Source organism: Paenibacillus amylolyticus, assembly GCF_051136285.1.
GTDB lineage: Bacteria > Bacillota > Bacilli > Paenibacillales > Paenibacillaceae > Paenibacillus > Paenibacillus amylolyticus_F.
Genome location: NZ_CP194938.1, coordinates 108156 through 126744, shown reverse-complemented (window position 1 = coordinate 126744; position 18589 = coordinate 108156). Strand labels below are relative to the sequence as shown.

The 18589-nt window shown below is 44.6% G+C and carries 18 protein-coding genes and 1 riboswitch; of the genes, 4 read left to right on the top strand and 14 right to left on the bottom strand.

Features of this window, described 5'->3' with window-relative positions:
- Positions 1-104: 104 nt before the first annotated feature.
- Together mobB and ACR8BL_RS00575 are read right to left on the bottom strand one after the other, a co-directional pair.
- A complete protein-coding gene (gene mobB, locus ACR8BL_RS00580) occupies positions 105-806 on the bottom strand; it encodes a molybdopterin-guanine dinucleotide biosynthesis protein B (RefSeq protein ID WP_434750800.1) in 702 nt (233 codons plus the stop codon).
- 7 nt (positions 807-813) lie between these two features.
- Positions 814-2082 carry a molybdopterin molybdotransferase MoeA gene (locus ACR8BL_RS00575; protein ID WP_434752967.1) on the bottom strand — a complete coding sequence of 423 codons (1269 nt, stop codon included), beginning with the start codon at positions 2080-2082 and terminating at the stop codon, positions 814-816.
- Between the two features lie 179 nt (positions 2083-2261).
- On the opposite strand from ACR8BL_RS00575, the gene ACR8BL_RS00570 reads away from it, so the two are divergent.
- Positions 2262-2552: an HNH endonuclease gene (locus tag ACR8BL_RS00570; RefSeq protein ID WP_434752966.1), complete on the top strand. Its 291-nt coding sequence runs from the start codon at positions 2262-2264 to the stop codon at positions 2550-2552.
- Positions 2553-2650: 98 nt separating this feature from the next.
- On the opposite strand, the gene ACR8BL_RS00565 is transcribed toward ACR8BL_RS00570, so the two are convergent.
- From ACR8BL_RS00565 to ACR8BL_RS00545, 5 genes are all read right to left on the bottom strand, one after another.
- Positions 2651-3400, bottom strand: coding sequence for a DUF4247 domain-containing protein (locus ACR8BL_RS00565; protein WP_434750799.1), 750 nt, complete (start codon positions 3398-3400; stop codon positions 2651-2653).
- A gap of 11 nt (positions 3401-3411) precedes the next feature.
- Complete coding sequence (locus ACR8BL_RS00560) at positions 3412-3918, bottom strand: DUF4178 domain-containing protein (protein ID WP_434750798.1); 507 nt, start codon at positions 3916-3918, stop codon at positions 3412-3414.
- Between the two features lie 31 nt (positions 3919-3949).
- Positions 3950-4351, bottom strand: a complete 402-nt coding sequence (locus ACR8BL_RS00555; protein ID WP_434750797.1) for a DUF350 domain-containing protein — start codon at positions 4349-4351, stop codon at positions 3950-3952.
- A gap of 95 nt (positions 4352-4446) precedes the next feature.
- Entirely contained in the window at positions 4447-5118 is a 672-nt protein-coding gene (locus ACR8BL_RS00550) for a PspA/IM30 family protein (protein WP_434750796.1), read from the bottom strand.
- Positions 5119-5219: 101 nt separating this feature from the next.
- Positions 5220-5552 (bottom strand): hypothetical protein, encoded by a 333-nt coding sequence (locus ACR8BL_RS00545; RefSeq protein WP_434750795.1) that lies wholly within the window; start codon positions 5550-5552, stop codon positions 5220-5222.
- A gap of 154 nt (positions 5553-5706) precedes the next feature.
- Here ACR8BL_RS00545 and ACR8BL_RS00540 point away from each other — a divergent pair, with 154 nt between their 5' ends.
- Positions 5707-6528: a polysaccharide deacetylase family protein gene (locus ACR8BL_RS00540; RefSeq protein ID WP_434750794.1), complete on the top strand. Its 822-nt coding sequence runs from the start codon at positions 5707-5709 to the stop codon at positions 6526-6528.
- Between the two features lie 107 nt (positions 6529-6635).
- Here the strand turns inward: ACR8BL_RS00540 and ACR8BL_RS00535 are convergent, their stop codons facing one another.
- From ACR8BL_RS00535 to ACR8BL_RS00525, 3 genes are all read right to left on the bottom strand, one after another.
- Entirely contained in the window at positions 6636-7307 is a 672-nt protein-coding gene (locus ACR8BL_RS00535; RefSeq protein WP_434750793.1) for a 3D domain-containing protein, read from the bottom strand.
- A gap of 2 nt (positions 7308-7309) precedes the next feature.
- A riboswitch (cyclic di-AMP (ydaO/yuaA leader) is annotated at positions 7310-7505 on the bottom strand.
- A 188-nt stretch (positions 7506-7693) separates the two neighbouring features.
- Complete coding sequence (locus ACR8BL_RS00530) at positions 7694-8416, bottom strand: amino acid ABC transporter ATP-binding protein (protein ID WP_434750792.1); 723 nt, start codon at positions 8414-8416, stop codon at positions 7694-7696.
- On the bottom strand, positions 8403-9848 hold the full coding sequence (locus ACR8BL_RS00525) for an ABC transporter substrate-binding protein/permease (RefSeq protein WP_434756703.1): 1446 nt from the start codon (positions 9846-9848) through the stop codon (positions 8403-8405). The genes ACR8BL_RS00530 and ACR8BL_RS00525 overlap by 14 nt, the downstream gene beginning before the upstream one ends.
- Positions 9849-10073: 225 nt before the next feature.
- On the opposite strand from ACR8BL_RS00525, the gene ACR8BL_RS00520 reads away from it, so the two are divergent.
- Positions 10074-11249 carry a M20 family metallopeptidase gene (locus ACR8BL_RS00520; protein WP_434750791.1) on the top strand — a complete coding sequence of 392 codons (1176 nt, stop codon included), beginning with the start codon at positions 10074-10076 and terminating at the stop codon, positions 11247-11249.
- Positions 11250-11352: 103 nt separating this feature from the next.
- On the opposite strand, the gene glgA is transcribed toward ACR8BL_RS00520, so the two are convergent.
- Together glgA and glgB are read right to left on the bottom strand one after the other, a co-directional pair.
- Positions 11353-12789 (bottom strand): glycogen synthase GlgA, encoded by a 1437-nt coding sequence (gene glgA / locus ACR8BL_RS00515; RefSeq protein WP_434750790.1) that lies wholly within the window; start codon positions 12787-12789, stop codon positions 11353-11355.
- Positions 12786-14765 carry a 1,4-alpha-glucan branching protein GlgB gene (glgB, locus tag ACR8BL_RS00510; protein WP_434752965.1) on the bottom strand — a complete coding sequence of 660 codons (1980 nt, stop codon included), beginning with the start codon at positions 14763-14765 and terminating at the stop codon, positions 12786-12788. Before glgB ends, glgA begins: the two co-directional genes overlap by 4 nt.
- 226 nt (positions 14766-14991) lie before the next feature.
- On the opposite strand from glgB, the gene ACR8BL_RS00505 reads away from it, so the two are divergent.
- On the top strand, positions 14992-16218 hold the full coding sequence (locus ACR8BL_RS00505; protein WP_434750789.1) for a glucose-1-phosphate adenylyltransferase: 1227 nt from the start codon (positions 14992-14994) through the stop codon (positions 16216-16218).
- Between the two features lie 110 nt (positions 16219-16328).
- Here the strand turns inward: ACR8BL_RS00505 and ACR8BL_RS00500 are convergent, their stop codons facing one another.
- Together ACR8BL_RS00500 and ACR8BL_RS00495 are read right to left on the bottom strand one after the other, a co-directional pair.
- Positions 16329-17882: a sensor histidine kinase gene (locus ACR8BL_RS00500; protein ID WP_434750788.1), complete on the bottom strand. Its 1554-nt coding sequence runs from the start codon at positions 17880-17882 to the stop codon at positions 16329-16331.
- A complete protein-coding gene (locus ACR8BL_RS00495; protein ID WP_434750787.1) occupies positions 17879-18577 on the bottom strand; it encodes a response regulator transcription factor in 699 nt (232 codons plus the stop codon). The genes ACR8BL_RS00500 and ACR8BL_RS00495 overlap by 4 nt, the downstream gene beginning before the upstream one ends.
- Positions 18578-18589 lie beyond the last annotated feature (12 nt).

Below are 18589 nucleotides of genomic sequence, written 5' to 3'. Positions count from 1 at the left end.
CATATCAGAGTTCTAAGTTTACATAATTATTGTTACGTAATAACAGTGGCAGATTGGATTTAGTTCGTTTTAAGTACAATCCTATTCGCATTGCTTACATCACACTACTTAGTATACATAGATAATAAGTTTAACTGAAGCACAGCATCTACAATGACTTCCCGCTCACTGAACAAAAAACTTGGTATAGCTCTATCTTTAAGATCCAGTTCCTTATCCATTTCAGAACTTAACTTTTCCGCAATTTTTCTTACCTTCCGCTCATCATATCTGTTCCCAGTTCCTCTTATCCCTGCCTCTGCTTCCAACCTTGTTTCTACGTCCAATACCGTTCCTGTTTTTTCTCTATCTGTCTCTTTTTCTAAAGCTTCTTTCATTAACTCCGGTGACCAAAATACAATGCCAACCACATCTTCAAGCTTACGAACCAGGGTCAGATCATCAGCTTGTCGCACCATAACTAATTTGGGGTACGTCGCATCCTTGAAGCCTTCAATCACAATCCAGTCATAGTCTGACAATTGGCTCAGCATCTCGTCAAGCCGAGTGTGATGCTGCTTAATAATCGCTGTTCTTTTCTGAGAAATAACCACAACAGCGTTCGCACCGGCTTTGCCAAACTGATAGGAGTCCGTGCCTTCCTGATCCATCTCAAAATGGTCATGTCCATCATGTTTGATGGCAGCAACCTTCAATCCTTTAGCAGTAAGTCCGGCAATGAATGTAGCTGTCATCGTTGTTTTGCCTGTATTTTTATATCCAACAACTTGTATGACCTTTGGCCCTGTAGCACTTGTTTTATCCATAAGCCAGCTACCTTGTTTGCCCGGTGGGTAGTTTGATAATTGTGACCCGTTCCCCTGCTGCTATGCCCTTTTTCTCAGGCGGAATCACAATCAGACAGTCACTGTCTTTAATTGTAATCATGACACTCGACTCATCCACACGGGAAGCTGCAGGAGCAGCATATACTTTTCCATCCCGAATAATTGTACGTCCGCGTACAAAGCGTGTGAAATTGTTCACTTTTGTATAGCCATCCTCTAATATCACAGTCCACTCTTCCAAGTATGGATAGGGATCTGCTTGCATGGTGCGAAGTGTTGGACGAACAAACAGATTAAACCCAACAAAACATGCTCCAGGATTACCTGATAGAGCAAATAACAGCTTGTCCTTATACACAGCAGCTGTCGTCACACTGCCCGGACGCATGGTAACTTTGTTAAAAAGAAGTTGCATTTCTTCTTCCAACACAAGTTCACCCATAATATCGTAATCGCCAACGGATACCCCGCCTGTCGTCACAACGATATCATTGTCTCGAATCGCTTCCTCCAGTTTCGCCCTTGCTGTATTCACATCGTCTGCAATGGCTCCGTACATAACCGGTTCTCCCCCGGCTTCAATCACCAAAGAACGCAGCATATAGCTGTTACTGTTACGAATTCGGCCAGGCTGCAAAGGCTCATGGACTTCAAGCAACTCCGTTCCTGTAGCAAAAATAGCCACTCTCGGCCGTTCAAAGACCGGCACTTCAGCCAAACCAAACGTTGCCAGCACAGACTGTTCACCTGCTCCGATCACTGTACCCGCTTCGATCAGCTGCTGCCCCTCCTGCACTTCAAGCCCAATTGGAGTAATGTTATCTCCGGCCAGCATCTGACGTTTCAGAGCAACCCAGTGCTCACCTTGTTCTTGCTTGCTTTCCGTCATCTCCATCATAACAACAGCATCCGCACCATCCGGAACTTGAGCACCGGTCATGATTCTTGCAGCCGTTCCAGGTGTAATATTATGTTCTGGTGTATATCCACACGGGATCTCATCAATAACCCGAAACCATACTTGATGTTCACTTGTAGCCAGAGCCGTGTCTGCACTTTGAATCGCAAAACCATCCATACCTGATCTCCGAAAAAAAGGGTACGCATGTGGTGCTTTAATCGACGCTGCTAGTGTACGACCATGTGAATCGGCAAGAGGTACATATTCAATCCGGCCTACAGATACCCTGGTAGCAATTCTGGCCTGCGCTTCGGGCACTTGTACAGCCGAACGATGAAATTTGGCGGTGCTCATATCATATGAATCGGAAGTTTGTTTCACAGTAGTTTACCTCCTGAAGTCTTTTTCTCATTTAAGAAAGTGTAGCCCGAATATGTGCCGATGACAAGTCGATTGATCACTGAATCACAACAGGAAACATGAATTATCCTGCAGTTGCGCATAATAACATTCGATAGTCGGAGGTGAATATCCTGAATAATCACTGTGAGTTATGTGGCAGAGAGCCCGTCGAAACAACGGTTCATCATCTAACCCCGAAGGAAATGGGTGGCAGCCTGATGCCCACAGCTAATCTATGTATTCCTTGCCACAAACAAATCCACTCGTTATATACAAATCGGGATCTGGTCTCGCTTGGACTTACGGATCTGCAATCCCTGCGAACAGATGAACGCATCGTTCCTTATCTACGCTGGATACGCAAACAGCCCGCTTCCACAATTCCTCGTGTTCGCAAATCCCATCACGTCCGTAAATCATAAAAAAAATAACAGTAACAAAGGTGCTCACTGCCGCATCCGCCAGTCTCACACCATGTTACTGTTATTTCGTCATCCACCTCATTGGGATTACGTCATGTTTACCTTCGCCTCATAATCCTGCCGCCGCCGACCCTGGTCTTTGGCTTTTTGTAGGATTTTTTCGGTGAATCAAACAAACCACCCAAACCTCCGCTACTTTTATTACGGTCGATGCTTCCTCTACTTTGATCTTTTTTGCGATCAAACCAACCACTGCCAGAACCAACACTTGTGTCCTTATCACTGCCACGCCGGGTAATGGAACCTTTCCGCTCAACGGTAAGAGGCGGAGCCAGCTTTTTATCATTGCTTGTTGGGGCTCGGTAAGAGCCAGCACTCGGTTTGTACGTATCCCTGTCTGTATATCCTCGATAGTTTCCAGATCCGCGTCCACCAAATGTATCAAACAAATTCCCAATTATGGTTGCTGTCAGATAACCCTGCAAGAAGGAGGAACTATAATTCTGACGTACATATTCCTTGGAATCCACTTCGACAAGTGTATCTTCTGGCTTCTTGGGATCTTGCTGCAGATGATAATATTGATCCTGATACACCAGGAACATACGCTCTGTACTTTCTGCCGAAATCTGATCCGGTTTTCGTTGATCGGACAATTCCTTTGCAACTTCAGGAACCGTGCGATTCTCAGCCCGATACACATAAGAGGTTGATTGACCGCTACCACTTACAGATTCAAGGGGATATGTATCCTGAACCGAAGGAGCGGAACCGCATGCAGACAACAGAGACATCACAAGGCTGAGGACTAGCATTAATTTCAATCCATGTGCCAAGCGTTTTTTCATTGGAACCTCTCCTAGTTCGAACGAATCACTTTGATATCCGCAGGAAGAATGGACTCACCCTCATAAAGGTTAAACCTTCTGTCTTGCCATTCCACACGAAGAAGTTTGTTATCATCCGATTGATACTGCCACACCAGCTGCTCACCAGCCTGACCATAAGGTGTTCTGCCCACGGTCTGAACCATGCCTCCATACTCTTCCTCCAGATGATACACTTGGTCATCCAGTTCAAGAATGGTAGGTACCTCATCGGGGGCATCAAGTCTTCCATCGATCGGTGAATACAAGGCATAACGTGTTATTTCACGTTCTTCTATCTGCAAATAACGAAATGCACTTCCATCCTGCAGCGTTAATACAACTGCATTACGAGCCCGATTCTGTACCCTTCCAACGACTTCATACGTGACCAGAGACACCTCACAGATATCACCAGGAGCGAGCTGAAGCATCGTTTTTTCCGATTGGGGTGGCTCCGGCTTTGTTAGTATTCCTTTAATACGTTTCCATACACTCATGCTAATTACTCCTGTTCGTCATCTTATCGGTTTACAGGCAAGCTGCAATGATCAAGGCGCCCACGATATGTAAAGCACCAGAGAACAATCCATACCCTGTTTTACCTTGTTGTATTCCCGTATCCAGATCCAAAGTGGCCCATTTACGAATCATAAAGTGAACGACACTTTCCAGAATCAATAAAATAACAAAAGATACAACAGAAACCAGCAGCGCTTCTCCGAGATGTCCAGCTGTTGAGATCGACGTTGCAAGCACATAACCTTGCGCAAACAACTTCATCACCATCCGGGTTGTGACCGCCATATTGCCTGCCTTAACCTCAGCAAAATCCTTGTATTTCGTAAAAAGTGAATCCACATACATCAGTACAAAAAGCAAAACTGAACCAGAAGCCGTCCAGACCAGCATCGCCAAAATGTTTAAATCCATTTACACAGCCTCCACTTATCAACATGATTCGCATTTAAAAGCGAAGGAGAAACACTGTTCTCCTCCGCTGGTTAACCCTGCTGACTGCCAAGGTGTTAGTTTTTATTCTCGTACTGTTTCATAAGTGCAGCAAGTTCGTCTTCAACCGCAGCATCCTTGCCAAGTTTCTCGAACTCTTCATCCAGTGACTTACCTTTGGAAGACATCTCATTGCTTGCTTCAGCCTGAGCTTCCATCTGCATCATTTTCTCTTCCATGCGTTTCATCCCAGCACTTGCAGTGTCTGAGCTGAATCCGTTCAGAGCCTTGTTGATTTCCGTTTGTGCTTTAGCTGCATTGTAACGAGCAACCAGCGTCTCACGTTTATTTTTCATTTGAGTCAATTGTTTGCGCATCTCATCGAGCTTACCACGAAGATTGTCTGCAGACGCTTTGTTTTGATCATAGCTGGTTTTGTATTCCACCATTTTCTCTTCCGCTGCTTTTTTCTCTTCCAGAGCGCGGCGAGCAAGATCCATGTTCTGTGCACGAGCTGCTGTGTGCGCCTGCTCTTCACGTTTCTTCACAAGTGCTTCCTGTTCCTCGAACAGTTGCTTGAACTTCTTCTCAATCGCAATCTGAGCGGCAACAGCTTTCTCTGCATCCTCAAGATCTTCTTGCATGTCACGGATATATTGATCCGTCATCTTGATTGGATCTTCTGCTTTGTCGATAATTGCGTTAATGTTGGACATTGTCAGGTCACGTAATCTTTTAAAAATGGACATTAGGTTATTCCTCCCAGTGGATAGTGCATTGTATATAAAGATACATACGCAACAATCTGCAACACGTTTCAAATTTGCAGAAAAAATTTTAAAACTTGAATCTACATTTTTTTATTCAAATGTTCATCCATCAGTCTCTCTGCAGTCTGCACGATTTCATCAATCTGCATTCGTGTGATGCTGTCAAAATGGATACCCATAATTACGGTTACTGTAACCTTCAATTGTATTGCAGCCTTACGAGCAAGCCGCTCACACAACTCTTGTTCCTTATGCCCTGGAATATGCACCGTTGTCCCGCTAACCCGATCGTGGTCAACATAAAATGTAGATACAGCTCCGATATGAGCTTTCCCACCAGTGACCAAAAATATCTTGTCCTGCCCCGCTTCAAAAACCTCTAAACGAATGGATTTCAAATCATATGTACTCATTCTCTCTCCACCTATCCTTTTCTATATGTTATATATGGTGAAATTATCGCTTTCATAACCTAATTGTGACAATGAGACTTCTCACAGCCGCATAAAAGAAGTAACCAAAGGGCATACCATAGAGAACGCAATTTTGGAAAAGGAGGCCGTTAAAATGCGTAGACGCCTCGTCATGCTCGCAATCGTTACTCTCATATGTTCCGGAATTTATCCGGCCCCTTCGGTTACTGCCTCTGATCCTGTTTCTGAGACTTCATCGCGCGGAATGTCTAATCCAAAGGTTACACCGGCTTCTAGCTCGGATGTCAGAGATGAACAGCTGACTTTGGGTCAACTTCGGCAGAAATATGCGGATACCTTCAAAACAAATGGCCCTTCCACCAAGCAAGTTGCACTGACTTTTGATGATGTGCCAGATCCGAGGTTCACCCCCCAAGTGCTTGATGTTTTGAAAAAATATAAGGTTCGTGCAACCTTCTTTGTTGTAGGCAGCCGTGCGGAGAAACATCCGAATCTGGTGAAACGTATGGTAAAGGAAGGGCATATTGTAGGCAATCACAGCTATAATCATCCTGAATTCAGCAAATTATCGATGACTGCCTTTCGCAGACAAATTTTACATACGGGAGATATCATTCATCGCCTGACCGGGTATACGCTGAAAATGATTCGTCCTCCTTACGGAGATATTAATGAGGAACAACTTCGTTGGGCAGCGAAACAGCACTATAGTATTGTGAACTGGAATGTGGATTCGCTGGATTGGAAAGGATTGTCCAAGGAAAAAGTTAAACATAATATTCTCTCCGCGGTGAAACCCGGCTCCATCGTATTGCAACACGCTGGTGGCGGTACAGGATCGAATCTAAAAGGTACAGTAGAAGCTTTGCCTGAAATTATCGAGGAATTGCGGAATCGAGGATATGAATTAGTCACGTTGGACGAAATGCTCAAACTGCCAAAAGAGAAACAATAAGCAAAACAAACAAGATGCTCCTCGCCGTAGTCATGAATCATTCTCATCATGATTGCGCCAAAGAGCACCCCGTTTATATTTTGGCCTTAAATGAGAGCGTCAAAGCCTTATTTTAAAATGTAAAGCTCAACATCCTGAAAACCAAACGAACTTACAAATGTCTTGCTTCCAGGGATGAAGATATCGATGCGATTTCCCTTAATTGCACTACCTGCATCCAGAGCGGTTGCTACGAAAGCCTGTTTCGGCAATCCTGGATGTGTGTGTCCTGTCACCAAAACCTTGGTGCCAAAAGGGATAACCTTGGGATCTACCGCAATCGTACCCAATTCCAGCGGGTTGCCAAAATAATCAACGGGGCCCCATCCACCATTCTCAGATGCATCAGCGGAATATGCAGTTGCTTTAACACTTAGTGTTTTGCTATAGTCAAAAGTCTTACCCCAAGCCTGTACAACTTTATTATCCGAATTTACGTCAAGGCTTGCAGCTGTAACCGTCTTTTCCTGTGACTTTACTTGAGCTGGTGCCGCTGCCGCTTTGTTTTCATTACCTGGGATTGTAATTTTCAAACCACCATAGATGTTATAAGGTGAAATGTCTTTATTGGTTTTGACTAATGTGTTCATATCAACACCGTATTGCTTGGATAGAGTGAAGAAGGTGTCCCCTTCTTTGGCCACATGAACGGAATCCGCGAGAGCCGGAACGGCTTGAATGAATAAAATGGATGTCAGTAATGCGATGGCAGTTTTGGCTAAACGTTTCTTGTTATACATGGTTTTCCTCCCTCATTATGCCTGCGAAGTTAGTTGTCGGATTCGAATGGAGGAGCCCACCCTATAGGCTTTACTTGACATGCTGAAGCATTATGTACTCCTAATTCACCCCAAGCAGTATGTTTATCGAATGAATAACACCTCTGCATCGTTACGTCCCCCGCACTTCCACTTCGGAAGTTTCGGCAGACTTCAATATATCACAATTTTGTAACTTTAACTGTAGTAAATGTTTCCATTTGGCGTTTTGATAAGATATACAGGTAACAGAAACGTTACTTTTCCGGTTCTACATTTTCTTCAAACAACAAAAAAAACGTTACCGGATTTTGAATCCGATAACGCCCTTTTTAACCTTTTCCTGTACGTAGGATGGATTGGATGAATTAAAGCACTTTGGCAAGAAAGTCTCGTGTACGCGGATGTTTCGGTGCTCCAAACACCTCATCAGGCTTACCTTCTTCGACAATAACCCCGCCGTCCATGAACAGAATCCGGTCACCTACCTCACGTGCGAAACCCATCTCATGAGTGACAATGACCATCGTCATTCCGCCTTCAGCAAGACGTTTCATGACTTCCAACACCTCTCCAACCATTTCCGGATCAAGAGCTGACGTAGGCTCGTCAAACAGCATGACATGCGGCTGCATCGCCAGTGCTCTTGCAATTGCAATCCGCTGCTTCTGTCCACCTGATAACTGATTGGGATACGTATCTTTTTTGTCCGCTAAACCAACCGTTTTCAGAAGATCCTCAGCAATTTTGTTTGCTTCATCCGTAGATTGCTTTTTCACCTTAATTGGTGCAATCGTGATGTTCTGCTGAACCGTTTTGTGCGGAAACAGGTTGAAATGCTGAAATACCATCCCCATTTTCTCACGCGTAGCATTGATGTTGTGCTTTGGATCAGTGATCGAAACACCTTCAAAATCAATTTGCCCGGATGTAGGCTGCTCCAACAGATTCAGACAGCGAAGGAACGTACTTTTTCCCGAACCCGAAGGGCCAATAACCACAACGACCTCACCTTTGCCAATCGTTACGTCAATGCCCTTCAGGACATCATTTTTACCATATGATTTGTGTAATTGTTTAACGTCTATCACTTGCACCCAACTTCCTTTCCAATCGACCTAGCAGCTTGGACAAAATAAATGTCATGACAAAGTAAATCGCTGCCGCAATAAGGAATGGATTCATTCCTTGGTACGTAATGTTTTTGACAACACTTGCCTGATACATAATATCCACCATACCGATGACGGAAATAATGGATGACTCTTTGATAATAGTCACAAACTCGTTACCAATCGCCGGCAGCACGGCTTTGAAGGCCTGTGGCAAAATAATATAACGCATCGCCGAAGCTCTGCCCATACCGAGTGAACGAGCAGCCTCCAATTGACCACGATCTACGCCTTGAACACCTGCACGGAAAATCTCGGCAAGATAAGCACCGCTGTTAATGGAGAGAGTCATAATCCCCGCCTGAAGTGCTGTGAAGTTGATGCCAAAGGTTAAGGACACTCCGTAGTAGATAATCATGAGTTGCACCAGCATCGGCGTACCCCGGATCACTTCAACGTAAGCTGTACCAATCCAGCGTAATATGGCCATATCATGCAGACGGAACAGGCAGATAATGAGACCGATGATTACTCCGAAGAATACGCCTAGAGCTGATAATAAAAGCGTATATCCAACACCAGTTGCATAAAAGCTTTTAAATTGCCAGAATACCTCAAAAATATTTTTAGATTTATCTTTATCGACATCTTTGTCAGCCATCAACAGACTTGCGTCCGTTACCATCTGCTGTATTTTATCCTCGCTTTTCAATCGCTCCAGCGTCTGGTTTACTGCCTTCAGCAGCTCCGTATTGCCTTTACGAATCCCGATTGCTGCCTCAACCTGCTCCTCGTCCGGAACCGCTGGGGCAAGACCAATGATATCATCGAGATATCCGGCAGCTACGGTATCTTCCACAATCGCCGCGTCCACACGTTTCGTTTGCAGCTGGAGCACGATGTCAGAGATTTTATCCAGTGAAGTGAGCTTCGCACCTGGAATCTTCTGGCCAATTGTTTCTTGAATCGAACCTTTTTGCACGCCGATTTTGGCATTCTCCAATGCCTTCATGTTCGGGTATTTATCCTTGTCAACATTGCGAACCATAATGACTTGTTTGGACTTATAATACGGTTCGGAAAAATCAATGCTTTGCTTACGCTCATCTGTCGGTGTCATCCCTGAAACCACCAGATCAACACGTCCGCTCTGAAGTGCAGGCAACAGTCCATCAAAGCCCATGTCTTCAATAACAAGCTCTGCTCCCAGATCTTTAGCAATTTCTTTGGCAATCGCAATATCAAACCCGACGATTTCATCTTTGCCATTGATTACTTTGTGGAATTCGTAGGGTGCAAAATCGGCACTTGTCCCGAGAACCAGTTTTTTACCGCCTGAACTGTTTGTCGTTCCACTCGCCAGCGCCACAGGTGCAGCCGCCGTCAAAAAAAGAAGGAACGTTAACAGCATTACAGTATAACGACTTATTAATTTCAACCTTGTTCTCCCCTTACAATGCTATAATTACTTTGACATATTGATTCATCCGTCATGTTGATGACTGAGTCATTATAAAGTACAATGCATGATTATGCAATGCATTTTGGAGATCAAATTTTGACTTGTTTCTGAAAAAATACTGCAAAGATGTTATAATCAATTGGATATTTTCATCTTTACTTAAGGAGTTTACCTATGACAGCCAATAAAACTCAGATTTTTAACGTTATTGATCAATATGCTTCCCGTTTCAAAGACATTTCATCATATATTGGAGCCCATCCTGAACTTGGAAATGAGGAGTATTTGGCTTCTGCCCGTTTAAAGGAAGAATTGTCTTATCATGGATTTGAAGTTGAAGCTCCGATTCTTGGACTTGATACGGCTTTCATCGGTGTATACACTTCAAGCAAACCTGGCCCTACCATTGCACTGTTATGCGAATATGATGCCTTGCCGGAGATCGGACATGCTTGCGGTCACCACTTAATCTGTATGATGAGCCTTGGCGCGGCCGTTGGCCTTAAAGCTATTGTGGATGACGTCGGAGGCACGATCAAAGTGTTTGGTACACCTGCGGAAGAAACACGCGGGGCAAAGGTGCCAATGGCAGAAGCGGGTCTGTTTGATGACTGTGATGTCGCGCTGATGGCGCATCCGTTCTATGCTTATGAAAAGTCAGGCAGTTCCTTGGCTATTGATGCCGTGCAATTCGAATTTCATGGCAAATCTTCACACGCTGCAGCCAGCCCGCATGAAGGGATTAATGCACTGGATGCCGTCATTCAAACCTTTAACGGCATTAATGCATTCAGACAGCAAGTGAAGAGCACTGTGCGTATTCATGGAATCATCAACAGTGGCGGTCAAGCCGCTAATATTATCCCGGACTATGCTTCTGCGCAGTTTTATGTGCGTGCAGCTACACGCAAAGAACTGAACGTGCTGACAGAGCGTGTTATTCAGATTGCTCAAGGTGCTGCGCTCCAAACCGGATGTAAGCTCGTGACATCCAACTACGAAACATCTTATGATGAGATGGTAACGAATGAGACCTTCTCTGACGCGTTCAGTCAGAATTTGATGGAGCTTGGTATTCCGCAAGGTGAGATCGTCAGCGGAAACGATCACGGCTCGATGGACATCGGTAATGTTTCCCTGAGATGTCCGGCCATCCATCCTTATATCCGTGTAGTTGATGAAGTTCATACGCTGCACTCCATTGAATTTCGCGATTTGGCATTGCAAGAACGTGCACTGGAAGGCATGATTTTGGGAGCCAAAGCGCTTGCTGCTACGGCATACGATGTCCTTAGCAAACCTGAATTGCTGCAGGCGATTCGTAAGGAGTTTGAGCAAATTACTCGTTAATCCCTTAATTTTTATCTATATTTATTTATTTCTATATCTTCTTGAAACAACAAAAGCCGCAGTTATCGAAGCTGCGGCTTTTGTATTCAAGTTCAACATCAAATCAGCTCTCACCCTGGATTCGACGATAAATATCCATATATTCCCCAGCCGATACCTCCCAGCTGTATTCTCCGCTCATTGCATTTTTCACAATCTTCTTCCATTGATCTGGCTGACGATAAAACTCTTCCGCTCGCCGAATGCTATTCATCATGTCATGAGCATTAAAGTTTGTAAACGAGAAGCCATTCCCTTCCTCTGTAAACTCATTGTAAGCTTGAACAGTATCATTCAAACCACCTGTTTCTCTTACAAGTGGTACACTTCCATAACGCAAGGCCAGCAATTGGCTGATCCCGCATGGCTCAAATTTTGACGGCATCAGGAAAATGTCACTTCCAGCATAGAAACGACGAGACAAACCGTCATTAAATATGATCTGAGCTGACATTTTCAAGGGATAACGATTAGCCGCTTCCCGGAACCAGTGCTCATATGCAGAATCCCCGGTACCCAGTACGGCAAATTGAATATCATCGTAATAGAGCAACTCATCCAGAATGCGACACACCAGATCAAGCCCTTTGGAATCAACAAGCCTGGTTACCATCACCATGAGCGGAACGTCTGGACGAACCGGCAGCCCCAACTCTTTTTGTAATTCGATTTTATTTTCGATTTTTTTGGACAGGCTCGTTCTGTATTTGACCGCGATTTTATTGTCCGTTGCCGGGTTGTAACTTTTGGTATCAATGCCGTTCACAATGCCGCTGAAGCGATCACCGATTGAACGGAGTAGTCCATCCAGCCCATAACCGTAATATGAAGTCTGCACTTCCCTGGCATATGTCGGGCTCACCGTTGTCACATGATTAGAATACACAATTCCTGTTTTCAGGAAATTCACATTTCCATAGTATTCCGCCCCATCCATCGTGAAATACCGGTCATCGAGCTCCAGGATTTCGCTAAATAACTCGTGTGGGAATACACCTTGATACAACAGGTTATGTATGGTGAACACGGTTCGAATCGCACTATAAAATGCGTCGTGAGCATAGTGAGCCTTGAGCAGCAGTGGAATCATTCCAGCATGCCAGTCATGTGTATGCAAGACGTCCGGCTTGAATTCAATTTGCGGAAGCACCTCAAGTACAGCACGGTTGAAAAAGGCAAATCGCTCCCCGTCATCCATGTACCCATAGACTCCGTCCCGTCCGAAATAATACTCATTGTCTACAAAATAAACGGGTATCCCGTCAAACTCCAGCATTTCAATTCCACAATAAGCTCTACGCCAGCCCAAAGGCACATCCGTAACAATCACAGGCTTCATCGCATCTTTATATTCGTCGGGAATTCCTTTATATTTCGGCAAAATCACTCTTACGTCAGCCCCGTTTTTTTTCAAAGCTTGTGGCAATGCACCAATAACATCTGCCAGTCCTCCGGTTTTGATAAACGGATGTGCTTCTGCCGCTGCAAATAAAATATTCATGCCTTAGTCCCCCTCTTCGGTTTAAGCGTGCTGTCCTCTTTTTTTACTGACTTTTTTTTCGATTTCACGGAAGCGCTACCTTCAGCGATGGGCTCCGTTTTCCGGCGTGTATTCTTTTTTAAAATCACGATGCTGAGCGGCGGTAAATCCACTTCCAGGCTGTTTTCATGCCCATGAAATGGAATCTTTTCCGTAGGGATCTGCATATCATTAGTTATCCCTGAACCACCGTAATCCGAATGATCACTGTTCAAAATTTCGGTATACATACCGGGACGCATGACGCCAATCCGGTAACGCTCCCTTTTAACCGGCTGAAAGTTAATGAGCACAAGGAGTGTATCCGTAGGTTTTTTTCCTTTGCGTATAAATGAAATGACACTTTGGCCCTGATCATCCGGAGTGATCCATTCATAACCGTCAAAGGAATGATCAAGCTCCCATAAAGCTTTTTCACGGACGTAAAGCTCAGACAGCTCCCGTTCAAACTTGTGCAGGTTGCGGTGACTGTCATAATTCAGCAAAAACCAGTCCAGTTGATCCTCATCTTTCCATTCGATGAACTGGCCGAACTCTCCACCCATGAATAATAGCTTTTTGCCCGGGAATGTCATGAAATAACCAAGAAACGCACGCATACCTGCGAATTTCTGCTCATAACTTCCTGGCATTTTGTTCAAAAGAGACTTTTTACCATGAACGACCTCGTCATGAGACAGAGGAAGCACATAATTTTCAGAAAAGGAGTATACAACCGGGAAAGTCAGCAAATGATGTTTGGAAGGACGGTCGTGAAAATCAGATTCCATATAATCCAAAGTATCATTCATCCAACCCATATTCCATTTGTAGTTAAAACCCAGCCCTCCCTTATCTACCGGCATCGTGACCATTGGCCATGCGCTGGATTCTTCAGCCATCATCAAAGCATAAGGGAAATATTCAAAGATGGTTTCGTTTAATTGTTGTAAGAAGGCGACAGCTTCTTTATTCTCCAAGCCACCTTCATCGTTCGTTCGATATTGACCTGGTTGCTTTTCAAAATCAAGACGAAGCATGCTCGTAACTGCATCAACTCGGAGTCCATCAAAATGATACATCTCCATCCAGTACAATGCGTTGGAAATAAGGAATGAGCGCACTTCCGGTTTGGAGTAGTCAAAACTAAGCGTACCCCAGCCCGGTTTCTCCGCTAACATCGGATCTGCGTATTCGAATAACGGAGTACCATCAAACAGACGCAACCCATGTGCATCCTTGGCAAAGTGAGCTGGTACCCAGTCCAGCAATACACCAATGCCCGCCTGATGTAGTGTATCCACCAGATACATCAGATCTTTGGGTTGCCCATAACGGCTAGTTGGTGCATAAAAACCTGTATTTTGGTATCCCCATGACAGGTCATACGGATGCTCGCTGAGGGGCATCATTTCAACATGGGTATAATTCATCTCCAATAAATAAGGAACGAGCAAGTCCGCCATCTCACGGTAGTTATAAAGGCTACCATCTTCCTTGCGCTTCCACGTCCCCAGATGCATTTCATAAATATGTAAAGGTTTGTTATACAGCGTACGTTGCTTGCGTCTCCATGCGCCGTCATTCCATTTGTAACCTTCAATGGAACTTGTGACAGATGCCGTTTGCGGGCGAACTTCCGCCTGAAAAGCGTAAGGATCAGCTTTGAGAAATTCGGTTCCGTCTTCCGTTAAAATACGAAATTTGTATAAAGTACCTTCTTCAATTCCCGGAAAAAAACGACTCCAAAATCCTGATTCGGGTATCTTATATAAAGGTTCCTTTTCCCCTTGCCATTCATTACGGTCCAGAGCCAGTCCCACTTCTACGGCATTTGGTGCCCATACGGTAAAGCGGAACCCTTGACGGTGATCGCGAGTCTCAGGATGCGCGCCCAACATTTGATAACTGTGATGAAGATTACCTTCATGAAATAAATAAATATGCTCAGATGACATATCCGGTTGTGCCAACGGTTCAATAGCCAAGGGATCACCTTCTTTTCTCCAGAAAATAGATATAACGCTAACCATTACCCCATTCTAGCCAAATTGAAAAGAAAAATGCGTTGTTTTAAAAAAACATGTATTTTTTCAGAATTTTTACAATAACTATCGTTTCAGAGGCTTCACTTTCGTTTACTAATGTACTACACTGCACAAATATTTTGGGAGGGAAACGATCATGTTTAATAAAGATTGCATCGCTATGCTGTTGGCGGGAGGAGAAGGAAAGCGATTAGCTCCTTTAACCTCGAGGATTGCTAAACCCGCTGTACCGTTTGGCGGGCACTACCGTATTATCGATTTTCCTCTCAGTAACTGCGTCAATTCAGGGATTGATACTGTAGGAGTACTGACGCAGTACCAGGCGGAATCATTGCACGAACATATTGGTCAAGGAGAACCATGGACAGATGCCAACTCGAATGAGAGTGGAATCTCCTTGCTTCCATCTTATCATACAGGAAATGACGAATACTTGGGAACTGCGGATGCCATATATAAAAATATCGACTATATTGACCAGCAAAATCCCGAAAATGTTCTAATTTTGTCGGGTGACCACATCTATCATATGAATTATCGTGAAATGTTGGAGGCACATAAAGCCAATAATGCTGTGGCAACAATCTCTGTCATGGAGGTACCTTGGGACGAAGCACACCGCTTCGGCATCATGGCCGCAGATGAGGATCTGCGCGTAACTGAATTTGCCGAAAAACCGGCTGAGCCCAAAAGTAACCTGGCTTCCATGGGCATCTATATGTTTAATTGGCAATACTTGAAACGTCATCTGCTTGAAGATGCTGCCAATCCGAACTCCAGCCATGACTTCGGAAAAGATGTCATTCCACAGATGTTAAATGAAAACAATTCACTTTATGTATATAACTTTAATGGTTACTGGAAAGATGTTGGTACAGTGAAAAGCCTTTGGGATGCGCACATGGATCTGCTGTATAACGAAGAAAACTGGAGCCTGCAAAAAGAAGACTGGCCGATGTTCACCCGTGAATGGCGATCCAAACCGAGCGCCATTAAAGCAAGACAGACGCAAATGCAACATCTGGCATCCATGGTTCATGACTCCTGCGCCATTGAAGGCCGTGCTGAACGCTCCGTCATCTTCTGCGGAGCTGAAGTGGGCAAAGGTTCTGAAGTGCTGGACAGTGTCATTATGCCAAACGCACGCGTAGGTCGAGGCGTTCATATCGAACGTGCAATTATCGGCGAAGGAGCCATCATCAAAGACGGTGCAATTGTCAAAGGTACAGCAGACGAAATCGTCGTTGTTGGCCCTAACGAGATCGTAGGACCCAAACCAGCGTTACGTACACAGCCCGTACGCATTCTTAAAGAAGTGTATGAGAAAAGTAGCCGTCTTCGTACTGGCGAATTATCCTCATAAGTTTAATTGCGGTAGATATTAAAAAAAGGCGAGCCATATTGGCTCGCCTTTTTGGTTTTACATATACGATGTTCATTGTCTAATTACAACATGAACTGTAGAACGAGGAATTAACGTTTCTCTCCCTCAGTTGATGGGTCATGAGCCTGTATCTGATCATTCTGATCAGGCTCCGTAGTTGCATTAGCCGGCTCCCCTGGTGTATCAGTTCCGCTCAGCGCTTCCTCATGTGTTAAATCTTGCTCAACTGGAGTTATCTCCTGCTTAAGCATAGGTAAGGATACCGTAACCGTTGTCCCTGATCCAAGCTCACTTTGCATCGTGATCGTGCCCTCATGCAGCTCCACAAGTTCTTGTGTAATGGCAAGACCAAGTCCGGTTCCTCCATTTTGATGATTCACCTGGAAGAAACGATCTCTTACTTTGATTAGATGTTCCTCGCTGATCCCGATGCCTGTATCTTGCACAACCGCTACGATCTGACCTTCTTCTTCTTTGACCGTGAGGAAGATCCAGGAGTTCTCATGTGAGAACTTGATCGCGTTATCCACGATGTTTAGGAACACCTGCTTCAATCGATTCCCATCACCATATACATTGTAAGCATGCGTCTCATCGGTTTCCAGCTTGAGATGTACCTGCTTTTGTTCGGCTTTGGCCCATACGTTCAGCATCGTCTCCTGCACAACTTCACGGATATTAACCGTGCCTTTAACCAGTTTCATTTGATTTTGCTGCAGTTTGGAGAAATCAAGCATCTCTTCCACTAGTCCAATCAATCGCTCCGTTTCCTTCGCGATGATGCCCATACCAATGCGTGTTTCATCCGGATCGTAGCCACCTGAATCAAGCGTTTCACTCCAGCCTTTGATACTCGTCAGTGGTGTGCGCAATTCATGGGAAATGGACGAGATAAAATCATCCTTGATCTGATTACTGCGAACAATTTCATGAGCCATGAAATTCAATGTTGAGGCAAGTTCGCCAAGTTCGTGCTTGTAATTCCCTTTGACCCTCACATCCAGTCGGCCTTTAGCCATCTGAGCAGATACTGCTGTAATGCTATTAATTGGGCGGACAATGGAATTGGCCATTCCGATACTGATAATCAAGACGATAGCAAGTACACCAACACCCACGGCAATAGCCAACATTCCCATAACGAGTAATTTGGAGTTTACGGATTCAAGGGATGTCAGATAACGTACAATGTACGTATTCTCACCGCCAAGATCAAATTTGTTCGCTACCGCCATAACCGATTCGCCCGTATTTGGCTGCCTGCCAATCCATCGTCCCATATCACCGTTTAATGCCTGCATAATATCGCTTGTTTGCAGTACCGTTCGATCCGATTCAAATGCCGTCGAACTCGCCAGGACGCGGCCATTCAGATCCAGAATTTCCAGTTCGGTGTTATCCAATGCAAGACGAACCAAAAGTCTGGATAAGTTATTATTGCCATCTTCTCCATTACCTGCTCGGGCAATGGGCTCTAGGAAGTCTCTGTTATTGGTAATGTGAGTGCTGATTGTATTGTAGATACTCTCGTAATAATACCGCTGTACAGCCAGCATAAACACAAATTCAACAAGCACCAGAGCGAGGAAAACGACAATAAAGTAGTGTAATACAATCTGCCGCGTAATTCCTTTTTTGATCATTGATCCCGGCCCTTCCATTTGTACCCGTGACCCCAAACAGTTTGCAGGTATTCAGGCTCGGAAGGATTGTTCTCAATTTTTTGACGTAGACGACGGATGTTAACATCAACAATTTTGGGATCACCCATATACTCTTTGCCCCATACGTGATCCAGCAACAAATCACGGCTCAGTGGCGTATTTTCTTTTTCCAGGAAGAACTGAATTAAAGAAAACTCTGTAGGCGTTAATTCAATCCCTTCATTGTTCTTTTTAAACTGCTTGGAGATCAGATCCAATGAAAACGGCCCCGATTGGAAGGTAACTTTGGCGGCAGTTTCGCGATGTACGTTAACACGACGCAGCAACGATTGAATTCGTGCAATCAGTTCAGTCGGACTAAACGGTTTGCTTACATGGTCGTCTGCCCCAACCGAGAGGGCATATACTTTATCCTGCTCCTGAACTTTTGCCGTTAGGAAAATAATGCCGAGTCTTTCGTTTGTTTCACGAATCCGTCTACACACTTCAAACCCGTCTATGCCGGGAACCATAACATCCAGTAATGCCAGATCGATATCCGGAACAGTTTGCAAAATGCGGAGCGCCTCATGACCGTCACCGGCCTCCAGTACTTCGAATCCATTTCTTTTCAAGTTAATGACAATAAAACTGCGGATGGATTCTTCATCCTCAAGAATAAGTACTTTACTCATCAAGTTCTTCCT

Bases quoted from the DNA above. Each gene is read 5' to 3' on its own strand.
- ACR8BL_RS00495 (WP_434750787.1), bottom strand. From the start codon at position 18,577: ATGAGTAAAGTACTTATTCTTGAGGATGAAGAATCCATCCGCAGTTTT.
- ACR8BL_RS00525 (WP_434756703.1), bottom strand. From the start codon at position 9,848: ATGCTGTTAACGTTCCTTCTTTTTTTGACGGCGGCTGCACCTGTGGCG.
- ACR8BL_RS00565 (WP_434750799.1), bottom strand. From the start codon at position 3,400: ATGAAAAAACGCTTGGCACATGGATTGAAATTAATGCTAGTCCTCAGC.
- ACR8BL_RS00560 (WP_434750798.1), bottom strand. From the start codon at position 3,918: ATGAGTGTATGGAAACGTATTAAAGGAATACTAACAAAGCCGGAGCCA.
- ACR8BL_RS00575 (WP_434752967.1), bottom strand. From the start codon at position 2,082: ATGAGCACCGCCAAATTTCATCGTTCGGCTGTACAAGTGCCCGAAGCG.
- ACR8BL_RS00535 (WP_434750793.1), bottom strand. From the start codon at position 7,307: ATGTATAACAAGAAACGTTTAGCCAAAACTGCCATCGCATTACTGACA.
- mobB (WP_434750800.1), bottom strand. From the start codon at position 806: ATGGATAAAACAAGTGCTACAGGGCCAAAGGTCATACAAGTTGTTGGA.
- glgB (WP_434752965.1), bottom strand. From the start codon at position 14,765: ATGTCATCTGAGCATATTTATTTATTTCATGAAGGTAATCTTCATCAC.
- ACR8BL_RS00555 (WP_434750797.1), bottom strand. From the start codon at position 4,351: ATGGATTTAAACATTTTGGCGATGCTGGTCTGGACGGCTTCTGGTTCA.
- ACR8BL_RS00500 (WP_434750788.1), bottom strand. From the start codon at position 17,882: ATGATCAAAAAAGGAATTACGCGGCAGATTGTATTACACTACTTTATT.
- ACR8BL_RS00505 (WP_434750789.1), top strand. From the start codon at position 14,992: ATGTTTAATAAAGATTGCATCGCTATGCTGTTGGCGGGAGGAGAAGGA.
- glgA (WP_434750790.1), bottom strand. From the start codon at position 12,789: ATGAATATTTTATTTGCAGCGGCAGAAGCACATCCGTTTATCAAAACC.
- ACR8BL_RS00550 (WP_434750796.1), bottom strand. From the start codon at position 5,118: ATGTCCATTTTTAAAAGATTACGTGACCTGACAATGTCCAACATTAAC.
- ACR8BL_RS00540 (WP_434750794.1), top strand. From the start codon at position 5,707: ATGCGTAGACGCCTCGTCATGCTCGCAATCGTTACTCTCATATGTTCC.
- ACR8BL_RS00520 (WP_434750791.1), top strand. From the start codon at position 10,074: ATGACAGCCAATAAAACTCAGATTTTTAACGTTATTGATCAATATGCT.
- ACR8BL_RS00545 (WP_434750795.1), bottom strand. From the start codon at position 5,552: ATGAGTACATATGATTTGAAATCCATTCGTTTAGAGGTTTTTGAAGCG.